This is a genomic window from Streptomyces sp. NPDC016677 (assembly GCF_055562815.1).
Map to the genome: position 1 here is coordinate 332,365 of NZ_JBVHEO010000004.1, position 18,799 is coordinate 351,163.

An 18,799-nucleotide genomic window follows, 5' to 3' on the forward strand; every position below is an offset into this window, starting at 1 on the left:
GACCCAGGGGGTGGAAACCAGGACCTCCCTCCGGCCGGACCAGCAGACGCCGCCCCCTACCAGGCCGGGGAGCCTCGCCGCCCTCGCGGAACCCCTTCCTCCGCACCGGTTCAGGCTGGTTCGGCGGCTGGCAGCAGGACCGGCTTGACGACCTCCGCGCTCTCGACCGCCTCGCTCCAGGCGGCGACGTCGTTCAAGGGGAAGGTGGTCACGAACCGTTCGACCGGCAGATCCCCGCGTTCCGCCATCGCCACCAGGCGGGGGATGAGTTCGTGAGGGCGTGAGGATCCCTCCACGACGCCGACGAGTCGTTTGCTGCCATTGACCAGGTCCATGACGTCCAGCGGGATCGTGGCGCCCACCTGGGCGGTGCCCACGACGGCCAGGGTACCGCCGGTGGCGAGAGCCCGGACACCGTCCCGCAGCGCCGCCGGAGATCCGCTGCTCTCCAGCATGTAGGGGGCGCCGCCGCCGAGTATGGACCGGACCGCTTCGTCGGCGGCGTCGCGGGACGCGTTGACCACATGGGTGGCGCCGACCTTCAAGGCCAGGTCCAGACGGCTGTCGCGGGTGTCCACGGCGACCACCGTGCGGTCCTCCAGTGCGGCCGTCATCACCGCCGAGAGGCCCACGGCACCGGCGCCGATCACCACCACCGGAGCCGTGGCCTCGGGGGCGAGGACGCCCAGTACGCTGCCCGCCCCGGTCTGTACCGCGCAGCCGAAGGGAGCGAGCAAGTGCGGAGGCAGGTCGCTGTCGACGACGACCGCGTTGCGCTCGTTCACCAGAGCGTAGGAGGCGAACGCCGACTGACCGAAGAAGTTGCCGTTCACCGGGTCGCTGCCGCGCCACAGGCGTGCGGTGCCGTCCTCGCGGGTGCCGGCGGTGAAGTTGCGGGACACGAAGTGGTCGCACTGGCTGGGGACGCCGGCCCGGCACCGGCCACAGCGCCCGCACGAGTCGAAGGTCAGCACGACCCGGTCGCCGGGCCGCACCCCGGTCACCGAAGTGCCCACTTCCTCGACCGTTCCCGTGCCCTCGTGACCGGCCACCAGCGGCGCCGGGACCGGCAGTCCTCCGGTCCGCGCCTGGATGTCGGCGTGGCACACGCCGACGGCATCGATGCGTACCAAGGCCTCGTCGGCCCGCGGCGCGTCGATCTCCAGTTCGGCAAGGGTGAAGGGTTCACCGGTGGCGTCGACCACGGCGGCGGTGACACGACGCCGCGCGCCCACCGTGGCACTCCGCCGGCCTGGGCCGGGCGGGAGGTTCGATGCAGCGGACATGGTGTTCACCTGTCTCTCAGAAGGACGGAAGCTGGCGCTCACCGCTTTGCACGGTGATGGCGATCTGGTCGGTGAAGTCGTGCAGGGAGTGGGGCCCGCTGCGGCCCCACCCGCTGTCGCGCACACCACCGATCGGCGCCTGTATCTCGTCGTCGATGGTGGGCAGGTTGATGCGTACCGAGCCGGCCCGAATACGCTCCGACAGCCGGACGGCGCGATGGGTGTCGCCGGAGAGGATCGCCGAAGTGAGCCCGTAGTCGAGGCGGTTGGCGATGTCGACGGCCTCGTCGGCGCTCCGCACCGACCGTACGACGACCACCGGTCCGAAGGTCTCCTCCGTGGAGACGGTCGCGTCCTCCGGTACGTCCACCAGGATGGTAGGGGCGTAGACCGGGCCGTCGTGGGTGCCGCCGGTCAGCAGTCGGGCCCCCTTCGCCACGGCGTCCTGAACGCGCTCGTCGACACGGCGCAGGGCGTCGCGCGTGATCAGTGGCCCGATGAAGGTCCCCTCCTCCAGCGGGGAGCCGGCCCGCAAGGTGCTGGTCCTGGCCACCAGCCGTTCGACGAACACGTCGTACAGGTCGTGGTGGACGAGGATCGTGCGGGCGTTGAGGCAGATCTGCCCCTGATGGAAGAAGGCGCTGAACGTGGCCACGCGCACCGCGTAGTCGAGATCGGCGTCGTTCAGGACGATCAGCGGGTTGTACCCGCCGAGTTCCATGACCGACCGCTTCAGCGCCCCTCCGGCGCGCTCGGCCAGCATGCGCCCGGTGGGAACGCTGCCGATGAAATTGACGCAGCGCACCGAGGGATTCTCGAAGATCTCGTCGGCGATCGGGCCCGCTTCACCGGGACCGTGCGTCACCACGTTGACCACCCCGGCCGGCAGACCTGCCTCGTGGAGGATCTCGGCGACCTGGATGCCCGCCGAGACCGGCGCCAGCTCGGTGGGCTTGACCACCACCGTGTTTCCGGCGACAAGCGGCGAGAGGACCGCACGCCAGGCCAGAATCTGCGCCCCGTTCCACGGGGTGAAACTCGCGACCACCCCGAGCGGGCGGCGCACCACGGTCTGTGTGGTGTCCGGGAAGTCGGAGCGCAGCAGTTCACCGGCGGGCAGGTAGGCCCAGCCCGCGGCCTGTTCGATGAGCTGGACGACCAGGTCGAGCTGGAAGCGGCCGTTGAGCAGTGTGGTTCCGGTCTCCCTGGCCATGGTGGTGGCCAGCTCCTCACGACGCCGCTCCACGATGGATGCCGCCTTGCGCAGGATGCGGGCCTTCTCGGCCGGCGAGGTCCGGGACCAGGCCGGGAAGGCGCGGTCCGCGGCGGCGATCGCCGCCGCCGTCTCCGCCCGCCCACAACGGGCCGCCGTGGCAAAGACCTGGTCGGTCCACGGGTCGAAGTCCTCGAACGTACCGGCCTCGGCCGTGAGCCACTGGCCGTCACTGAAATACCCGTATTCGGCGGGGTGGTTTCCGGGCCGTCCCGCCCGAGTTTCTACCGGCGAGGGAATTCGGTGATTCATCGCTGCCCTCCAGGGACGCTCAATGAAGCCCACAGCGGGCTTCCACATCGATCTTCCACCGCAACCCAGCATGCCGTCCAATGCATGTCGAGCACTGTTAATATGCGCGCCATGCATATCGAGAGTGTTGATCTGAATCTGCTCAAGGCACTTGACGTGCTGCTGGACGAGCGGCATGTCTCGCGGGCGGCAGCCCGCTTCCACCTCAGCCAGTCGGCGATGAGCCGCACCCTGAGCAGACTGAGGGAGGCATTCGCCGACGAGTTGCTCGTACGAACCTCCAGCGGTTACGCCCTTACGCCGCGCGCCCGTCACATCCAGGCCGAACTGTCGGAAATTCTGCCCAGGCTGCGAAATCTGGTGACCGAGGAGAATTTCGATCCCTCGACGGCGAACGGGCGGATACGCATAGCGGCATCCGACTACTTCCTGGCCGTCATTGGGAACAGAGTTTTCTCGGCCTTCTTCGAGCAGGCCAAGGGAATCTCATTGATCGTGGAGCCGGTGAGTCCCACCACGTTCGACGATCTCGACCGAGGCCGTGTGGACATGGCGTTCGTCCCGGCGTCGGCACCGCCCCAGATGTCCAGGCACGTGCTGTTCACCGAGGACCACGTGTGCGTGCTGGCCGAGGACCACCCGCTGACCCGGGACCGGCTGACGCCGGCCGACCTGGGGGCGTATCCGCATGCCGCCGTGGCGGCCCTGGAGAGCGGACACATGCTGGTGGACGCGCACCTGAACCGGCTTGGCGTCCGCCCGCCCGCCGGGTTGACCGTTCCCTATTTCGCCGCGGCTGCCGCCGCCGTGCGCGGTACCCGGCTGATCGCGATAGTTCCCCGGCGTCTCGTCGGCCTCCTGCGTGAACCCGGGCTGCGCGTGGCCGAGGCACCGGAACAGTTCTCCTCCTTCGACTACCCGATGCTGTGGCATCCGCGTCTGACGGGCGATCCGGCGCATCGGTGGATGCGCTCGCTCCTGATCCGCGCCGGGGCGGATCTCACGCCCGGGCCGGACGCCGGTGCTGCACGAGAAGAACCGTCGGCCTGACGTTCACCGGAGTTCCCTCCCAGCCGCTGTGGCTGTCGCGGGGCCTTGTCCCCCGGATGGCGTCCCGCCGAGTGGTGTAGGGGATCTCCGCGGTTGAGTGCGCGGGTTCCGCTCCCTGGAGTGCACCGTCTGTTGGTGAATACTCCCTGCTCAACTGGCAGGCCACCGTGCGACTGTCCTTGGTGAACGGGCAGTTCAACCTTGAGAGGTGCACGGTGACCTTGTCCCGGCATGACCTACTTCGTCTGCTTGAGTCACACTATGTTCAGCGGCTGTTCTTGAACTGGTCCGAGAGGTTGCCGAGCGGCTGCCGCAGGAACTGATCAAGACCGAGGCGAGTGCGAAGATCGGCGCCGAATGGGGAGAGCGCAGCGACACCCGCACCACCTGGCGCAACGGGCACCGGGAGAAGACGGTGACCACGCAGGCCGACGACCTCGAGCTGGCCTGGTCGATGCGTCGCCGACGCTCAAGGAGGCTGGGGAAGAAGCTCCCGGCCGGCATTTTCGGGATCGCGACCGGATGTGGTCCAGCGGCCGGGTGCGGAAAGCGTCGAGCTGTTCGTCCAGGTCCGCGCAGATCCGGGACCGACAACGAACAGGGCTTCACCTTCCGCACCCACGAAGGGCTGGAGCAACGCCGCCAGACGACGCCGCCACGGAAGCAAGTAGCGCCCCGTATGCGGTCTTTGTCATCTATGTCGGATTCAGTGAAAGTCATGCGGAACCGTCAGTCGCCGTGACAACACCGCAGGTCGCGAAGCCTGCTCCCCGCGCCCTCGGGGGTGGTCCCAAGATCGAGGTGCCCGGGCAGGGGTGTCGCGGATGCCGTCGGCGGGCGCCTCGGTCAGCAGGTCGCCGACCCGGACGTGGAGGTCAGCGGAATGATCGAAGGAGCGCCGGTGCGCGTGGAGGTCCGGGCTCGGAACTGGCCGGAGCGGTGTAGTTCGCTTGACGCCCGTGCGCGGCGAGCACTCCCCGTGAGGACTGGCGGGTGCTCGGACATTCCTGACGCGCCGTCAGCGATCCAAGATCATCTTGCGCGCGCGTTGCGCAAGGCGATGAAGAACAGGGATGGTCAATGGAGGGTCCTGCAAGTGTGTAACAGCAGGTCAGCAGGCATTTAAGGGTGTCGTGCCCCTCGTCTCCCAGAGGCACGACACCCCGCCGATCAGATGTCCCGGAAGATCTCGATCTGCGCCCCGATCGAGTTCAACCGCTCCGCCAGGTCCTCGTAACCCCGGTTGATGACATACACGTTCCGCAGCACCGACGTCCCCTCCGCCGCCATCATCGCCAGCAGGACGACCACCGCCGGGCGCAGGGCGGGCGGGCACATCATCTCGGCGGCGCGCCAGCGGGTCGGGCCCTCGACCAGGACGCGGTGGGGGTCCAGCAACTGCAACCTGCCGCCCAGCCGGTTCAGGTCCGTCAGGTAGATCGCGCGGTTGTCGTAGACCCAGTCGTGGATGAGGGTCTTGCCCTGCGCGGAGGCGGCGATCGCCGCGAAGAACGGGACGTTGTCGATGTTCAGGCCCGGGAAGGGCATGGGGTGGATCTTGTCGATCGGCGCCTCCAGTTTGGAGGGGCGGACGGTGAGGTCGACCAGGCGGGTGCGGCCGTTGTCGGCGAAGTACTCCGCGGTGCGGTCGTGGTCGAGGCCCATCTCCTCCAGGACCGCCAGCTCGATCTCCAGGAACTCGATGGGGACGCGACGGACCGTCAGTTCCGATTCCGTGACGACCGCCGCGGCCAGCAGGCTCATCGCCTCGACCGGGTCCTCGGAGGGGGAGTAGTCGACGTCCACGTCGATGACCGGGACGCCGTGCACGGTGAGGGTCGTGGTGCCGATGCCCTCGACCCGCACGCCCAGCGCCTCCAGGAAGAAGCAGAGGTCCTGGACCATGTAGTTGGAGGAGGCGTTGCGGATGACGGTGACGCCGTCGTGGCGGGCGGCGGCCAGCAGGGCGTTCTCGGTGACCGTGTCGCCGCGTTCGGTCAGGACGATGGGGCGGCCGGGGCGGACGCCGCGGTCGACCACCGCGTGGTACTGGCCCTCCGTGGCGGCGACGTCCAGGCCGAAGCGGCGCAGCGCGATCATGTGCGGCTCGATGGTGCGGGTGCCGAGGTCGCAGCCGCCGGCGTAGGGCAGCTTGAAGCGGTCCATACGGTGCAGCAGCGGGCCCAGGAACATGATGATGGAGCGGGTGCGCACCGCCGCCTCGGCGTCGATGGCGTCCATGTCGAACTCGGCCGGCGGCACGATCTCCAGGTCGACACCGTCGTTGATCCAGCGGGTGCGCACGCCGATGGAGTTCAGCACCTCCAGGAGGCGGTAGACCTCCTCGATGCGCGCGACCCGGCGCAGTACCGTGCGGCCCTTGTTGAGCAGCGAGCCGCACAGCAGCGCCACGCACGCGTTCTTGCTCGTCTTGACGTCGATGGCGCCGGAGAGGCGCCGGCCGCCGACCACCCGCAGGTGCATCGGTCCCGCGTAGCCCAGAGAGACGATCTCGCTGTCCAGCGCCTCGCCGATCCGGGCGATCATCTCAAGGCTGATGTTCTGGTTGCCGCGTTCGATCCGGTTGACCGCGCTCTGACTGGTGCCGAGCGCCTCCGCGAGCTGTGACTGCGTCCAGCCGCGGTGCTGCCGGGCGTCACGGATGAGCTTGCCGATGCGTACGAGGTAGTCGTCTGCCATGAGGTTGAGGCTATCTCAGATATGAGATGGCGCCTCTTGGGGGGTCTGTTCGGGTGACGAACGAGAGGCCGACGAGGTGACGGTCGGTCAGCGGCGCCCGGCGGTGCGGGTGCGGCGCCAGCCGAACGGCCCGGGCAGGTCCATTGACGTCGTACGGCGCCCGGTGCTGCTGCGGGTGTGGCGCGGGCCGTTCCCGCCGCCGGTGGTGATGGACCAGGACCGCTTGTTGATGTTCAGGCGCACTCCGGGAAGTATCCGGAAACTCTTGCGGAACGTGAGGGGCATCGTGCCTCCTTCCGAGTCGCGCCGGGAGACCCCGGCACAAGTCGGATACCCCCGCTCGGCGTACTGATGGCCCCGAGGGTCACCCGGGCAGGGGCGGGTGTGGGGCGCACGCCACACCGGGTCCGGGCATGACCGTTCCGCCCCCATGTACTAGAGTTATCTCGACATCGAGATATCTGCCGAGGCGTACTGCGGTCGCCGCCCCGAAGCCCGCTCCAGTAAGGGTTGCCTAACTTAGCCTTACCTTAGCGGATTCGCCAGGGCGGCGTGGCGGCAGGATGCGGTGGTACGCGCACATGAATGAAGGAGACTGTCGTGTCGGCGAACAGCTTCGACGCCCGCAGCACGCTGCAGGTGGGCGACGAGTCGTACGAGATCTTCCGGCTGGACAAGGTCGAGGGCTCCGCGCGCCTTCCCTACAGCCTGAAGGTGCTGCTGGAGAACCTGCTCCGCACCGAGGACGGCGCGAACATCACCGCCGACCACATCCGCGCCCTCGGCGGCTGGGACTCGCAGGCCCAGCCGTCCGAAGAGATCCAGTTCACGCCCGCCCGCGTCATCATGCAGGACTTCACCGGCGTGCCCTGTGTCGTGGACCTCGCCACCATGCGTGAGGCCGTCAAGGAGCTGGGCGGCGACCCGAACAAGATCAACCCGCTCTCCCCGGCCGAGATGGTCATCGACCACTCCGTCATCGCCGACAAGTTCGGCACCCCCGACGCCTTCAAGCAGAACGTCGACCTGGAGTACGGCCGCAACCGCGAGCGCTACCAGTTCCTGCGCTGGGGCCAGACCGCCTTCGACGACTTCAAGGTCGTCCCCCCGGGCACCGGCATCGTCCACCAGGTGAACATCGAGAAGCTCGCCCGCGTGGTGATGGTGCGCGACGGCAAGGCGTACCCGGACACGCTGGTCGGCACCGACTCGCACACCACCATGGTCAACGGCCTCGGCGTCCTCGGCTGGGGCGTCGGCGGCATCGAGGCCGAGGCCGCGATGCTCGGCCAGCCGGTCTCCATGCTCATCCCGCGCGTCGTCGGCTTCAAGCTGACCGGCGAGCTGAAGCCCGGCACCACCGCCACCGACCTGGTGCTCACCATCACCGAGATGCTGCGCAAGCACGGCGTCGTCGGCAAGTTCGTCGAGTTCTACGGCGAGGGTGTGGCGGCCACGAGCCTCGCCAACCGCGCCACCATCGGCAACATGTCCCCGGAGTTCGGCTCCACCGCCGCGATCTTCCCGATCGACGACGAGACGCTGAACTACCTGCGCCTGACCGGCCGCAGCGACCAGCAGGTCGCCCTGGTCGAGGCGTACGCCAAGGAGCAGGGCCTCTGGCTGGACCCGGCCGCCGAGCCCGACTTCTCCGAGAAGCTGGAGCTGGACCTCTCGACGGTCGTCCCGTCGATCGCCGGCCCGAAGCGCCCGCAGGACCGCATCGTCCTCGCGAACGCCGCCGAGCAGTTCAAGCAGGACGTCCGCAACTACGTCGACAGCGTGGACGAGGCGGGCCAGGAGTCCTTCCCGGCCTCCGACGCCCCCGCCGTCACCAACGGCGTGCCGTCCAACCCGGTCCAGGTCACCGCCCCCGACGGCACCACCTACGAGCTGGACCACGGTGCGGTGACGGTCGCGGCCATCACCTCCTGCACCAACACCTCCAACCCGTACGTCATGGTCGCCGCCGCGCTGGTCGCGAAGAAGGCCGTGGAGAAGGGCCTGACCCGCAAGCCGTGGGTCAAGACCACCCTGGCCCCGGGCTCCAAGGTCGTCACCGACTACTTCGAGAAGGCGGGCCTGACCCCGTACCTCGACAAGGTCGGCTTCAACCTCGTCGGCTACGGCTGCACCACCTGCATCGGCAACTCCGGCCCGCTGCCGGAGGAGGTCTCCAAGGCGGTCAACGACCACGACCTCGCCGTCACCTCGGTCCTCTCCGGCAACCGGAACTTCGAGGGCCGCATCAACCCCGACGTCAAGATGAACTACCTGGCCTCCCCGCCGCTGGTCGTCGCCTACGCGATCGCCGGTTCCATGAAGGTGGACATCACCAAGGACGCCCTGGGCACCGACACCGACGGCAACCCGGTCTTCCTCAAGGACATCTGGCCGTCCGAGGCCGAGGTCGAGGAGGTCGTGGCCGGCGCCATCGGCGAGGACATGTTCTCCAAGTCCTACAGCGACGTCTTCGCCGGTGACGCCCAGTGGCAGGCGCTGCCGATCCCCACCGGCAACACCTTCGAGTGGGACAGCGAGTCCACCTACGTCCGCAAGCCCCCGTACTTCGAGGGCATGACGATGGAGACCACGCCGGTCGAGGACATCTCCGGCGCCCGCGTCCTGGCCAAGCTCGGCGACTCGGTCACCACGGACCACATCTCGCCCGCCGGTGCCATCAAGGCCGACACCCCGGCCGGCAAGTACCTCACGGAGCACGGCGTCGAGCGCCGCGACTTCAACAGCTACGGCTCGCGCCGCGGCAACCACGAGGTCATGATCCGCGGCACGTTCGCCAACATCCGCCTGCGCAACCAGATCGCGCCGGGGACGGAAGGCGGTTACACCCGCGACTTCACCCAGCCCGACGCCCCGGTGTCGTTCATCTACGACGCCTCGCGCAACTACATCGAGCAGGGCATCCCGCTGGTCGTCCTGGCCGGCAAGGAGTACGGCTCCGGCTCGTCCCGCGACTGGGCCGCCAAGGGCACCGCGCTGCTTGGCGTCAAGGCCGTCATCGCCGAGTCCTACGAGCGCATCCACCGCTCCAACCTCATCGGCATGGGCGTCCTGCCGCTCCAGTTCCCGGAGGGCCAGAACGCCGGCTCCCTCGGCCTCACCGGCGAGGAGACCTTCTCCTTCACCGGTGTCACCGAGCTGAACGACGGCACGACCCCGCGCACGGTGAAGGTCACCACCGACACCGGCGTCGAGTTCGACGCGGTCGTCCGCATCGACACCCCCGGCGAGGCGGACTACTACCGCAACGGCGGCATCATGCAGTACGTGCTGCGCAGCCTGATCCGCAAGTAAGCGGAGGGGCAAGGCGGTTGAGGGCCGTGTCCGCCGGTTTCCGGAGGACACGGCCCGGCCTGTATCACCGGCTCATTCCCGTATGGCCAGGGGTGACCGGCGTCACGTACGCTGGTTGTTCGGTCACTTCGGGTGAGGGGGCGGACGCGGCTGAGGATTCCGGGTGGGGGAATTCCGGGTACTCACTGCGACAGTGCACACCCGTCCACTAACCTGGACGGGCACCTATCCAGGCATGTGGGGGAAGCAGGGGGGCTGGGGCAGTGCATAAGGGGAAACCCTTGTGGCGCAGGAGCAGCAGATGTGGCAATGAGAGCGAGTGTGTGGAGGTAGCCGTGCGCGAGGGCCGAGTGCTGACGCGCGACTCCAAGGCGCCCGCGCGTTCCTGGCTGCGTTTCACCGCCTCCACTTGGACACATTTCCTGCATGCCGTGGAACAAGGAGAGTTGGACGGTCCGTGACGTTCTTATCCAGCCATCGGCAGGCGGTAGGGGGCCATATGAATGCCGAGGCATCCGCGGTGCGGCAATCGGGCGGGAAGCGGAGAGCCGGCGTCCTCGTGGGCGGTGTCATCACGTTCACCGTGACCGCCGGGGCACTCGCGACACTGGCTGCCGCCGTCGCGTCCATGCTTGTCGACAGCGTGCTCGCCAAGAGGATCCTGTGGGTGACCGTCGCCTTCGCCGTGGCGGTCGGCGCCGGGGTGTGGCGAGCGGGGAACGGGCCTACGACGTCCCCACCTGGTTCTGATCGCCCTCGCTACGATTCTCAGGCGGGTTCTGCGGAGTAGCCGAACCGCCCCGCGCGGCGTTCAGCTTGCGTTTCGCCCACCAGGCGAGTCCGGCGACGGCCGCGGTCGACACCAAGGTGCCGACCGTGGTGCCGATCTCGGACCAGGGCAGCTTCAGAGCGCGGGCCGCGCTCAGGACGACCGGCGCCATCTTGACCACGATGCAGAGCGCCACCAGCGCGATCGCGCCGATCAGCGCCGTCTGCTTGCGCTTGTCGCGCGCACGGGACGCCTCGATGGCTATGAGACGCTCCGTTTGACCCGGGTCCTGGATGGCCTGGGCCTTCAGCTCCTCGTCGTTCATGCTGGAGCCGAAGGCTATTCGCACCGTTTCCAGGAGCGCCTCGACTGTCGACCTGGAGACCACGCCGGTCCTCCCCTGCCTCTGCCCGCCCTCAGTGCCGCGGTTCTAGCGGGCCTCGAGGTTCTGCCTGACGCGTTCGATCAGGTCGAGGGACGTGGTCTCGTCCAGCGCCCGTTCCATGATCGTCTGGAAGCACTCCTGGTACCGGGCCAGGAGTTCCAGGTCCTCGCCGCCGGTCATGCTGCCGGCGGCGTGCTCCAAGTACACGAGATCGTCGTCGTCGGGGAACCGGAGCAGCACGAAGCTGCCCAGCGTGCTGTAGTGGGCCCCGGCCGCGAAGGGCAGCACGCGCACGGTCACGCCGTCGCGCCCGGCGAAGTCCAGGACCTGTCCCAACTGCTCGCCGAACACGGCCGGTCCGCCGATCTGCCGCCGCACCGCGGCCTCGTCCAGGACGAAGGTGGCCGTCGGCCGGCCGGTGCCGTCCAGCATCCGTTCCTGCCGCTCCATCCTCAAGTCCACCACGCGGCGTATCCGTTCGGCGGTCAGTCCGCGCTCGGCGAGCAGCGCCTCCGCGTACGCGCGGGTCTGCAGGTGTCCCGGTATCACGATCGGGTGGTACGTGTCGACGGCGTGCGCGGCGCCCTCGTAGCCGAGGTACTGGGCGAACTGCGGTGAGACGACGTCGTGGTACTGGGACCACCAGCTGGGGCCCTTGCTGCCCCGGGCCGCCTCCACCAGCTCGTTCACCGTGTCCGGCTCGGTGACGTCGTACAACGCCAGCAGGGCGCGCAGGTCGCTGACGGACACGCTCACCGTCCCGGTCTCCACCCGGATGAGCTTCGACTGCGACCACTCCACCCGCTCCGCGGCCTCACGCTGGCTGAGCCCGGCGCCCTCACGCGCCTTGCGCAGGGCGAGGCGCAGCTTGCGCCGGTTGAGACTGGGGTCCACAGGGGGTGTCATCGTCGCTCCTTCGACCGTGCACGTACCCTGGTAAAGGGTAGCCATGCACAGAAAGTTCCTAGCATTACGCTCGAACCATTATGCACGCAGCTTTCTGCATAGAGCCGAAAGCCTGACCGGGGCGGACAACGGCCGGAGCGCGCAGGCCCGGCACGTCCCGGCACGCACTGCGGCCCGCCCGGTGACCGGGCGGGCCGCAGCGGTGGCACGTGCGCGAGCGGTACTCGCACCAGCGGTGCCTACGCGAGCAGTTCGACCTCCGACAGGGTCGCCCCGCCCGTCGGCACCAGACGGTACTTCGCGTACGTCCCCGGCGACTTCACCGAGAAGACCCGCGTCTGCCGGTCCCAGGCGAAGGACTCCCCGGAGCGCTCGTCCAGGGTCTTCCACGTCGTCCCGTCGGCCGAGCCCTCCAGCTTCCAGCCGGTCGGAGCCGACGTGCGGTCCTTCGGGGACGTCAGCGTGTACTGGACCGCTTTCGTCCCGTCGGCGACCGGCAGGTCCACCGCCGGGGCCAGCGTCGCCTGGGTCGCCGACGTGTCGTCGAACAGGGCGCCGTCACCCGAGACGGCGTCCTCGCGCGGCGCCGGCACCTCGTCGCCGGTCGTGATCGACACCGGCGCGGCGTTCTCGCCGGTGCCCCACTTGGACGGCCGCGGCCCCATGTCGAACTCCAGGACGCCGCCCTTGGCGAGCACGGAGTGGGGCAGGGACGTGGAGTTCCAGGAGCGCCCGTTGACCTTCAGCCCCCGCACGTAGACGTTCTTCGCGCTGTTCTTCGGAGCCTTGACCACCAGTTCGCGCCCGTTCTCCAGGTGCACGGTCGCCTTGGTGAACAGCGGGGAGCCGATGGCGTACTCGCCGCTGCCCATCACCAGCGGGTAGAAGCCGAGCGCGGAGAAGAGGAACCAGGCCGACTGCTCGCCGTTGTCCTCGTCGCCGTGGTAGCCCTGGCCGATCTCGCTGCCGGTGTAGAGGCGGGAGAGCACCTCGCGGACGTTCTTCTGCGTCTTGTACGGCTGCCCGGCCGCGTCGTACATGTACAGGGCGTGGTGGGCGACCTGGTTGGAGTGCCCGTACATGCCCATCCGGACGTCGCGCGCCTCGACCATCTCGTGGATGACGCCGTTGTAGGAGCCCTTCAGCTCCGGCGAGGCGGTCTCCGGGGTGGAGAGGTACTCGTCGAGCTTGTCGGCGAGGCCGGAGCGTCCGCCGTAGAGGTTGGCCAGGCCCCGGCTGTCCTGCGGGGCGGTGAAGGCGTAGCCCCAGCCGTTGGTCTCGGTGTAGTCGTAGCCCCACACGCGCGGGTCGTACTTCTCCGAGTCGACGCGCCACTTGCCCGAGGCGTCCTTGCCCTGGAAGAAGCCGGCCCGGTCGTCGAACAGGTTGACGTAGTCCTGGGCGCGGTTCAGGAAGTAGGCGGACTCCTCCTGGTAGCGCTTCTCTCCGGTCTCCTCGTAGAGCCTGGCGCCCATCCGTGCGATGCCGTAGTCGTTGAGGTAGCCCTCCAGCGCCCAGGACAGGCCCTCGTGCGTCTCGGTGGAGGTGTAGCCGAGGAAGGGGGAGGTCTCCATGCCCTTGCGGCCCACGCCCGAGGACGGCGGCACCACGGTGGCGTTCTTCAGCGCCGCCTCGTACGCCGCCTTCGCGTCGAAGTCGACGCCCTTGACGTACGCGTCGGCGAAGGCGACGTCGCTGGAGGTGCCGGTCATCAGGTCCGCGTAGCCGGGGGAGGACCAGCGCGAGGTCCAGCCGCCGTCCTTGTAGTGCTGCACGAACCCGTCCACCAGCTCACCGGCGTGCTTCGGGGTGAGGAAGGAGTACGCCGGCCAGGTCGTCCGGTACGTGTCCCAGAAGCCGTTGTTGACGTACACCTTGCCGTCGACGATCTTCGCGCCGGTGTGGGTCGGGGTGTCCGGCTCGGGCATCCGCTGGAACGGGGAGGCGTACTTGTACTCCCCGTCGACCTTCTCGAAGCCCGAGTTCGGGTACAGGTACAGCCGGTAGAGGCTGGAGTACAGGGTGGTCAGCTGGTCCCGCGTGGCGCCCTCGACCTCGACCTTGCCGAGGATCCGGTCCCACTGCGCGCGGGCGTCCCGCTTCACCTTCTCGAAGGAGGTGCGCGCGCCGATCTCCTGGCGCAGGTTGTCCTTCGCCTGGTCGACGCTGATGAGGGAGGTGGCCAGGCGCAGCGTGACCGTGCGGTCGTCGCCCGCGTCGAAGGTCAGGCTGCCCTTGACGCCGCTGGAGCCGCCGCCGGTGACCTCCTTGTCGAACTCGCCGTAGACGAACAGGCGGGTCGCGCCGGTCGACAGGTCGGACTTCACGTCCGAGTAGCCGGTGAAGGTGCCGTTGTCCTTGTCCAGGGTCAGGCCGGCCTGGTCGTTGACGTTGTCGAAGACGACGCCGGCGTCGTCACCGGGGTAGGTGAAGCGCATCATCGCCGCGTGGTCGGTCGGCGCCATCTCGGCCTTCAGACCGTTCTCGAAGGTGACGCCGTAGTAGTACGGTCGCGCGGTCTCGTTCTCGTGCCGGAACGGCAGCGCGCGGGCCTCCCGGCCGGTGTCCGGGGAGCCGGACGCCGCCGACGGCATCACCTGGAACGTCTGCCGGTCACCCATCCACGGGCTCGGCTCGTGGCTCGCGCTGAACGCCTGCAGCGTCGGCAGGTTGTCCGCGTTGTTGCGGCGCGCGTAGTCGTACAGCCAGCTCGTGGAACCGGCGTCGGTCACCGGCGTCCAGAAGTTGAAGCCGTTCGGGACGGCCGTCGCGGGGAAGTTGTTGCCGCGCGAGAAGCTGCCGCTGGAGTTGGTGCCGCGGGTGGTCAGCGCGTAGTCCGCCAGGTGCGCCTCGGGCCGCTCGGCCTCGGCCCGCTCGATCGACACGTCGTCCAGCCAGCCCCGGAACTTCGCCGGGCCCTTGGGGGAGTCGTACGCCACCAGAATCCGGTCGACCGTCTTGCCGGCGGCGACCGACCCGATGCCGGACTCGACCGCGTTCCACTGGTTGACGTAGAGGATCTTCGCGTCGCCCTGGCCGCGCGGGGTGAGCGGGAAGCCGTGGGCGTCGGTGGCGCCGAGGCCGCTGAGGTAGGTGCCGTCGGTGAAGGCGAGGTCGACGGAGACGTGGGTGGCGTCGTAGTCGAGGTCGCCGTCGGCCATCGACGGGAAGATCTTGTAGGAGAGTTCGCTGCGACGGTCGACCTTGACGTTCACGTCGAAGACCTTGTTGTACGAGTACGCCCGGCCGTCGGCCGTGTGCCGCCCGGCGTAGCGCAGGGCCCGCTCGCCGGTGAAGCCCGCGCCCGCCTTGGCCGTCGGGGAGCCGGTCGGGCCCTTGTCGACGAGGGAGAGCATGTCCTCGGGTGCCGGGACCTCGCTGCCGCCCGTGGACAGCTGCACGTCGGCGAGCTGGAGGGCGTCGCCCGCCCCGTTGTTCTTGGTGAACTCCAGCCGGAAGTGCTGGTACTCGGCCTTCTCGGCCAGGTCGTACGTCTTGGTCTGGAACCGCTCGGAGAAGGACTCGCCGGAGCGGGTGTCCAGCGTCGTCCACCGCTCGCCGTCGGCCGACCCCTTGAGCGTCCAGTCCACCGGGTCGCGCTCGTCGTGGTCGTTGGCGGAGGTGAGCGCGTACCGGGTGATGCCGGCCGCCGCCTCCAGGTCGAACTCCACCCAGCCGGTGGGCGCGAAGGTCAGCCACTTGGTGGCGGGCTCGGTGTCGGTGAGGTTCTCCTTCACCTCGCCGCCGCCCGTGTTCTCCCCGCTGGCCCGCACGCCCGTGACGTCGCCGCTCACATTGCCGGGGATGCCGGTGCTGTACCCGCCGTCCACCCCCGCGGCGCGCTTCTCGCCGTCCGGGCCGGTGTCGACGGTGTTCAGCCAGTCCGGAGCCGGATCGTCCGCCTCGAACGAGGACGTGAACTCCCGGTCCGGAGCGGTGGCCGCCCGCGGCAGCGCGACCGCCGCGCCCTGCGAGCCCACCGCCAGTGCGAAAGCGGTCGTCACCACGACCGCCGGACCCCATCTGTGCCGAGTTCTGCGCTGCATCTCCCAGGACCCTCCCTGCACGCCGGACAACGTTGTCAATTCGTGTGCGCAGGGTCCAGTAGTGGGTCAAGTGGCAGGTGATGTCAAGGGTGTTGGTCGCGGCGTTCGGGGTTTATGTCGCGGACTTTTCCGGCAAGCTGCTCACAGGCCCCGCACATGTCCGCCAGATCTCAACTCGGAAAAGACCCGTGGCCAACCTTGCGTTCGATCTTGCTCCGCCGCCGGGAAGTGGACTATACCTGTCGGCCACCGGAGCGTTGTGAACACGCGAGATCCGCACTGCCTGCACGACCCAGCGAGACCGAACGCGGTGCCGGGAGGATCCGGTTCACCGCCTGAGTCCTGGAGAAGGCGAGGACTTGAGCAATGGGATCCACTTCCGCCGAGCACACCGGTACCGCCGCCGAGAACGCCAGTACGCCCGACAGCACCGGTACCCGCGCGGGCACTGGCCGCCGCGACCTGATCAAGAGGGCCACCGCGCTCGGCCTGCTCGCCGTCCCCGCGACGGGTCTCCTGTCCGCCTGTGCCAGCGGTGGCGGCGGTGACGACCAGGACAAGGCGGAGGCGGGCGAGAAGACCGCCGAGAACCCGCTCGGCGTGAACCACGGCGCCCCGCTGGAATTCGTCCTCTTCGACGGTGGATTCGGCACGGAGTACGCCGAGGACGCGGTGAGGATCTACGAGGAGAATTTCCCCGACGCGACCGTGAAGTTCTCCGCCACCCAGAAGATCCAGACCACGCTCCAGCCCCGTTTCAACCAGGGCACCCCGCCCGACCTCATCGACAACTCCGGCGCGGAACAGATGGACATGGGCGTCCTGGTCGGAAAGAAGCAGCTCGCCGATCTCACCCCGCTGCTCGACGCCCCCTCCTACGACGACCCGGACAAGAAGGTCCGCGACACCCTGCGCCCCGGCATCGTGGAAATGGGCCAGTTCGACGGGGAGAAGGTCTGGGTCTTCTATTACGCCTACACCGTCTACGGCGTCTGGTATTCACAGAAGGCGCTGGACTCGCTGGACGCCGCGTACCCGAAGACCTGGGACGAGATGCTCGCGGTCTGCGCCAAGGCCAAGAAGAAGGGCAAGGCGGGCTGGACGTACGCGGGCAAGTACCCGTACTACATCCCCTTCTCGCTCTACCCGATGATCGCCAAGGTCGGCGGCGTGGAGGTGCTGGACGCCATCGACCACCTGGAGCCGAACGCCTGGAAGCACCCGGCGGTCAAGGCGTGCTTCGAGGCGTACTACGAGCTGTACCGGAAGGGGTACGTCCTCAGGGGCACCCCGGGTCTGGACCACGTCCAGTCGCAGACCGCCTGGGCCAAGGGCGACGCCCTGTTCCTGCCCAACGGCTCCTGGGTGGAGAACGAGTCGGCGAACGTCATCCCCGGCGACTTCGGGGTGACCGTCTCCGCCCCCTCCGGCCTGGACTCCTCGGACAAGCTGCCCTTCGGCACCGTCTGGGCCTCCGGCGGCGAGCCGTTCATCGTCCCCGCCAAGGCGAAGAACGGCACCGGCGGCATGGAGCAGTTGCGCATCATGCTCAGCGAGGCCTCCTCGCAGAACTTCACCTCCAAGGTCAAGTCGCTCTCCGCCTACAACGGCGGCACCGACGGCATCGAGCTGACCCCCGGCCTGGAATCCGGCGTCGCGGCCCTCGAACTGGCCGGCGACAACGTGGTCAACCCCCGCATCCAGGACTGGTACGTGAAGCTCCATAAGGAGCAGATCGGCGTCGGCTGCCTGGGCGAGATGATGGCCGGCCGGCTCACCCCCGCCGAGGCCGTCAAGAAGATCCAGGGCTACGCCGACGACACGGCCAAGGACCCCTCGATCAAGCACTACAAGCATCAGTAGGGACGCCGGATCGGGGTCGGTTGGCAATGCAGCACGGCAAGTACCGGTTCATCGTGGGGTTCCTGGCGCTGCCGCTGGGGATCTACGCCCTCTTCGTCGTCTGGCCGTTCGTCCAGTCCATCTACTACTCGTTCACCGACTGGACGGGACTGAGCCCCGAGTTCGAGATGGTCGGCTTCGACAACTACGCCCGGATGCTCGACGACGACGTCTTCTGGAAGTCGCTGTGGCACAGCGTGCTCTTCGCGCTGCTCGTCCCCCTGGCGACGCTCGGCCTCGCGCTCTTCCTCTCCTTCATGATCAACGTCGGCGGGCGGAAGCGGAAGGGCGGCCCGGTGGTCTCCGGCGTCCGCGGCTCCGCCTTCTACAAGATCGTCTACTTCTTCCCGCAGGTGCTGTCCATCGCCATCGTCGCCCTGCTGTTCCAGTTCGCGTACAACCCGGACAGCGGTGCGGTCAACTCCCTGCTGCGCGGGATCGGCCTGGACTCCGTCCAGCCGCTGTGGCTCGGGGACCCGGACTTCGCCCTGTGGTGTGTCATGGCGGTCCTCGTCTGGTCCACGGTCGGCTTCTTCGTGGTCCTCTTCTCCGCCGGCATGGCCTCCATCCCGGTGGAGCTGTACGAGGCCGCGCTGCTGGACGGGGCGACCCGCTCCACCACGTTCTTCCGGGTCACCCTGCCGCTGCTGTGGGACACCGTGCAGTCCGGCTGGGTCTACATGGGCATCCTCGCGCTCGGCGCCGAGTCCTTCGCGGTCGTCCAGATCATGACCGTCGGCCCCGGCGGACCGGACTACTCGACCACCGTCATGGTCCTGTACGTGTACCAGAAGGCGTTCCGGGACGGTCAGGCCGCCTACGCCACCACCATCGGCGTCGCCCTGCTCGTGGTCACCCTGGCCTTCGCGGCCGTCGTGATGCGGCTGGGCCGGCGCGAGCGGCTGGAGTACTGAA

The 18,799-nt window shown here is 68.5% G+C and carries 12 protein-coding genes and 1 pseudogene; 6 read left to right on the top strand and 7 right to left on the bottom strand.

Annotated features, from left to right (window positions below; all coding sequences use genetic code 11):
- Nucleotides 1-110 precede the first annotated feature (110 nt).
- Nucleotides 111-1,235, bottom strand: a complete 1,125-nt coding sequence (locus ACZ3IG_RS14925) for an NAD(P)-dependent alcohol dehydrogenase (protein WP_467432104.1) — start codon at nt 1,233-1,235, stop codon at nt 111-113.
- Nucleotides 1,236-1,302: 67 nt separating this feature from the next.
- The gene (locus ACZ3IG_RS14930) at nt 1,303-2,928 is read right to left on the bottom strand and encodes an aldehyde dehydrogenase family protein (protein ID WP_467432105.1); all 1,626 of its coding nucleotides are present in this window, start codon (nt 2,926-2,928) and stop codon (nt 1,303-1,305) included.
- Between ACZ3IG_RS14930 and ACZ3IG_RS14935 the strand changes: the two genes are divergently transcribed.
- Both ACZ3IG_RS14935 and ACZ3IG_RS14940 read left to right on the top strand, forming a co-directional pair.
- Nucleotides 2,923-3,861 carry a LysR family transcriptional regulator gene (locus ACZ3IG_RS14935; protein WP_467432106.1) on the top strand — a complete coding sequence of 313 codons (939 nt, stop codon included), beginning with the start codon at nt 2,923-2,925 and terminating at the stop codon, nt 3,859-3,861. The two genes, ACZ3IG_RS14930 and ACZ3IG_RS14935, sit on opposite strands and share 6 nt — an antisense overlap.
- Before the next feature lie 215 nt (nt 3,862-4,076).
- A pseudogene (locus tag ACZ3IG_RS14940) lies at nt 4,077-4,309 on the top strand (transposase); the annotation flags it as partial.
- Between the two features lie 722 nt (nt 4,310-5,031).
- On the opposite strand, the gene ACZ3IG_RS14945 reads toward ACZ3IG_RS14940, so the two are convergent.
- Nucleotides 5,032-6,561, bottom strand: coding sequence for a helix-turn-helix domain-containing protein (locus ACZ3IG_RS14945; protein ID WP_467432108.1), 1,530 nt, complete (start codon nt 6,559-6,561; stop codon nt 5,032-5,034).
- Between the two features lie 87 nt (nt 6,562-6,648).
- The gene (locus ACZ3IG_RS14950; protein WP_467432109.1) at nt 6,649-6,846 is read right to left on the bottom strand and encodes a DUF4236 domain-containing protein; all 198 of its coding nucleotides are present in this window, start codon (nt 6,844-6,846) and stop codon (nt 6,649-6,651) included.
- 315 nt (nt 6,847-7,161) lie between these two features.
- On the opposite strand from ACZ3IG_RS14950, the gene acnA reads away from it, so the two are divergent.
- Nucleotides 7,162-9,876: an aconitate hydratase AcnA gene (acnA, locus tag ACZ3IG_RS14955; RefSeq protein ID WP_467432112.1), complete on the top strand. Its 2,715-nt coding sequence runs from the start codon at nt 7,162-7,164 to the stop codon at nt 9,874-9,876.
- Between the two features lie 335 nt (nt 9,877-10,211).
- Nucleotides 10,212-10,337 carry a DUF397 domain-containing protein gene (locus ACZ3IG_RS14960; protein ID WP_467432461.1) on the top strand — a complete coding sequence of 42 codons (126 nt, stop codon included), beginning with the start codon at nt 10,212-10,214 and terminating at the stop codon, nt 10,335-10,337.
- Between the two features lie 264 nt (nt 10,338-10,601).
- Here the strand turns inward: ACZ3IG_RS14960 and ACZ3IG_RS14965 are convergent, their stop codons facing one another.
- The 3 genes from ACZ3IG_RS14965 to ACZ3IG_RS14975 all read right to left on the bottom strand — a co-directional run bounded on the left by ACZ3IG_RS14965 (nt 10,602) and on the right by ACZ3IG_RS14975 (nt 15,982).
- Nucleotides 10,602-10,970 carry a hypothetical protein gene (locus ACZ3IG_RS14965; RefSeq protein WP_467432113.1) on the bottom strand — a complete coding sequence of 123 codons (369 nt, stop codon included), beginning with the start codon at nt 10,968-10,970 and terminating at the stop codon, nt 10,602-10,604.
- 105 nt (nt 10,971-11,075) lie between these two features.
- A complete protein-coding gene (locus ACZ3IG_RS14970; RefSeq protein WP_467432115.1) occupies nt 11,076-11,936 on the bottom strand; it encodes a helix-turn-helix domain-containing protein in 861 nt (286 codons plus the stop codon).
- A 239-nt stretch (nt 11,937-12,175) separates the two neighbouring features.
- Nucleotides 12,176-15,982: a GH92 family glycosyl hydrolase gene (locus ACZ3IG_RS14975; protein WP_467432118.1), complete on the bottom strand. Its 3,807-nt coding sequence runs from the start codon at nt 15,980-15,982 to the stop codon at nt 12,176-12,178.
- Nucleotides 15,983-16,348: 366 nt separating this feature from the next.
- Here ACZ3IG_RS14975 and ngcE point away from each other — a divergent pair, with 366 nt between their 5' ends.
- Nucleotides 16,349-17,845: an N-acetylglucosamine/diacetylchitobiose ABC transporter substrate-binding protein gene (ngcE, locus tag ACZ3IG_RS14980; protein WP_467432119.1), complete on the top strand. Its 1,497-nt coding sequence runs from the start codon at nt 16,349-16,351 to the stop codon at nt 17,843-17,845.
- A gap of 26 nt (nt 17,846-17,871) precedes the next feature.
- Nucleotides 17,872-18,798, top strand: coding sequence for a carbohydrate ABC transporter permease (locus tag ACZ3IG_RS14985; RefSeq protein ID WP_467432121.1), 927 nt, complete (start codon nt 17,872-17,874; stop codon nt 18,796-18,798).
- The last annotated feature ends 1 nt before the right edge of the window (nt 18,799 follow it).

Coding starts and splice junctions, on each gene's coding strand:
- ACZ3IG_RS14935 (WP_467432106.1), top strand. CDS start 2,923: ATGCATATCGAGAGTGTTGATCTGAATCTGCTCAAGGCACTTGACGTG.
- ACZ3IG_RS14930 (WP_467432105.1), bottom strand. CDS start 2,928: ATGCATGGCGCGCATATTAACAGTGCTCGACATGCATTGGACGGCATG.
- ACZ3IG_RS14945 (WP_467432108.1), bottom strand. CDS start 6,561: ATGGCAGACGACTACCTCGTACGCATCGGCAAGCTCATCCGTGACGCC.
- ACZ3IG_RS14950 (WP_467432109.1), bottom strand. CDS start 6,846: ATGCCCCTCACGTTCCGCAAGAGTTTCCGGATACTTCCCGGAGTGCGC.
- ACZ3IG_RS14965 (WP_467432113.1), bottom strand. CDS start 10,970: ATGAACGACGAGGAGCTGAAGGCCCAGGCCATCCAGGACCCGGGTCAA.
- ACZ3IG_RS14970 (WP_467432115.1), bottom strand. CDS start 11,936: ATGACACCCCCTGTGGACCCCAGTCTCAACCGGCGCAAGCTGCGCCTC.
- ACZ3IG_RS14975 (WP_467432118.1), bottom strand. CDS start 15,982: ATGCAGCGCAGAACTCGGCACAGATGGGGTCCGGCGGTCGTGGTGACG.
- ngcE (WP_467432119.1), top strand. CDS start 16,349: ATGGGATCCACTTCCGCCGAGCACACCGGTACCGCCGCCGAGAACGCC.
- ACZ3IG_RS14985 (WP_467432121.1), top strand. CDS start 17,872: ATGCAGCACGGCAAGTACCGGTTCATCGTGGGGTTCCTGGCGCTGCCG.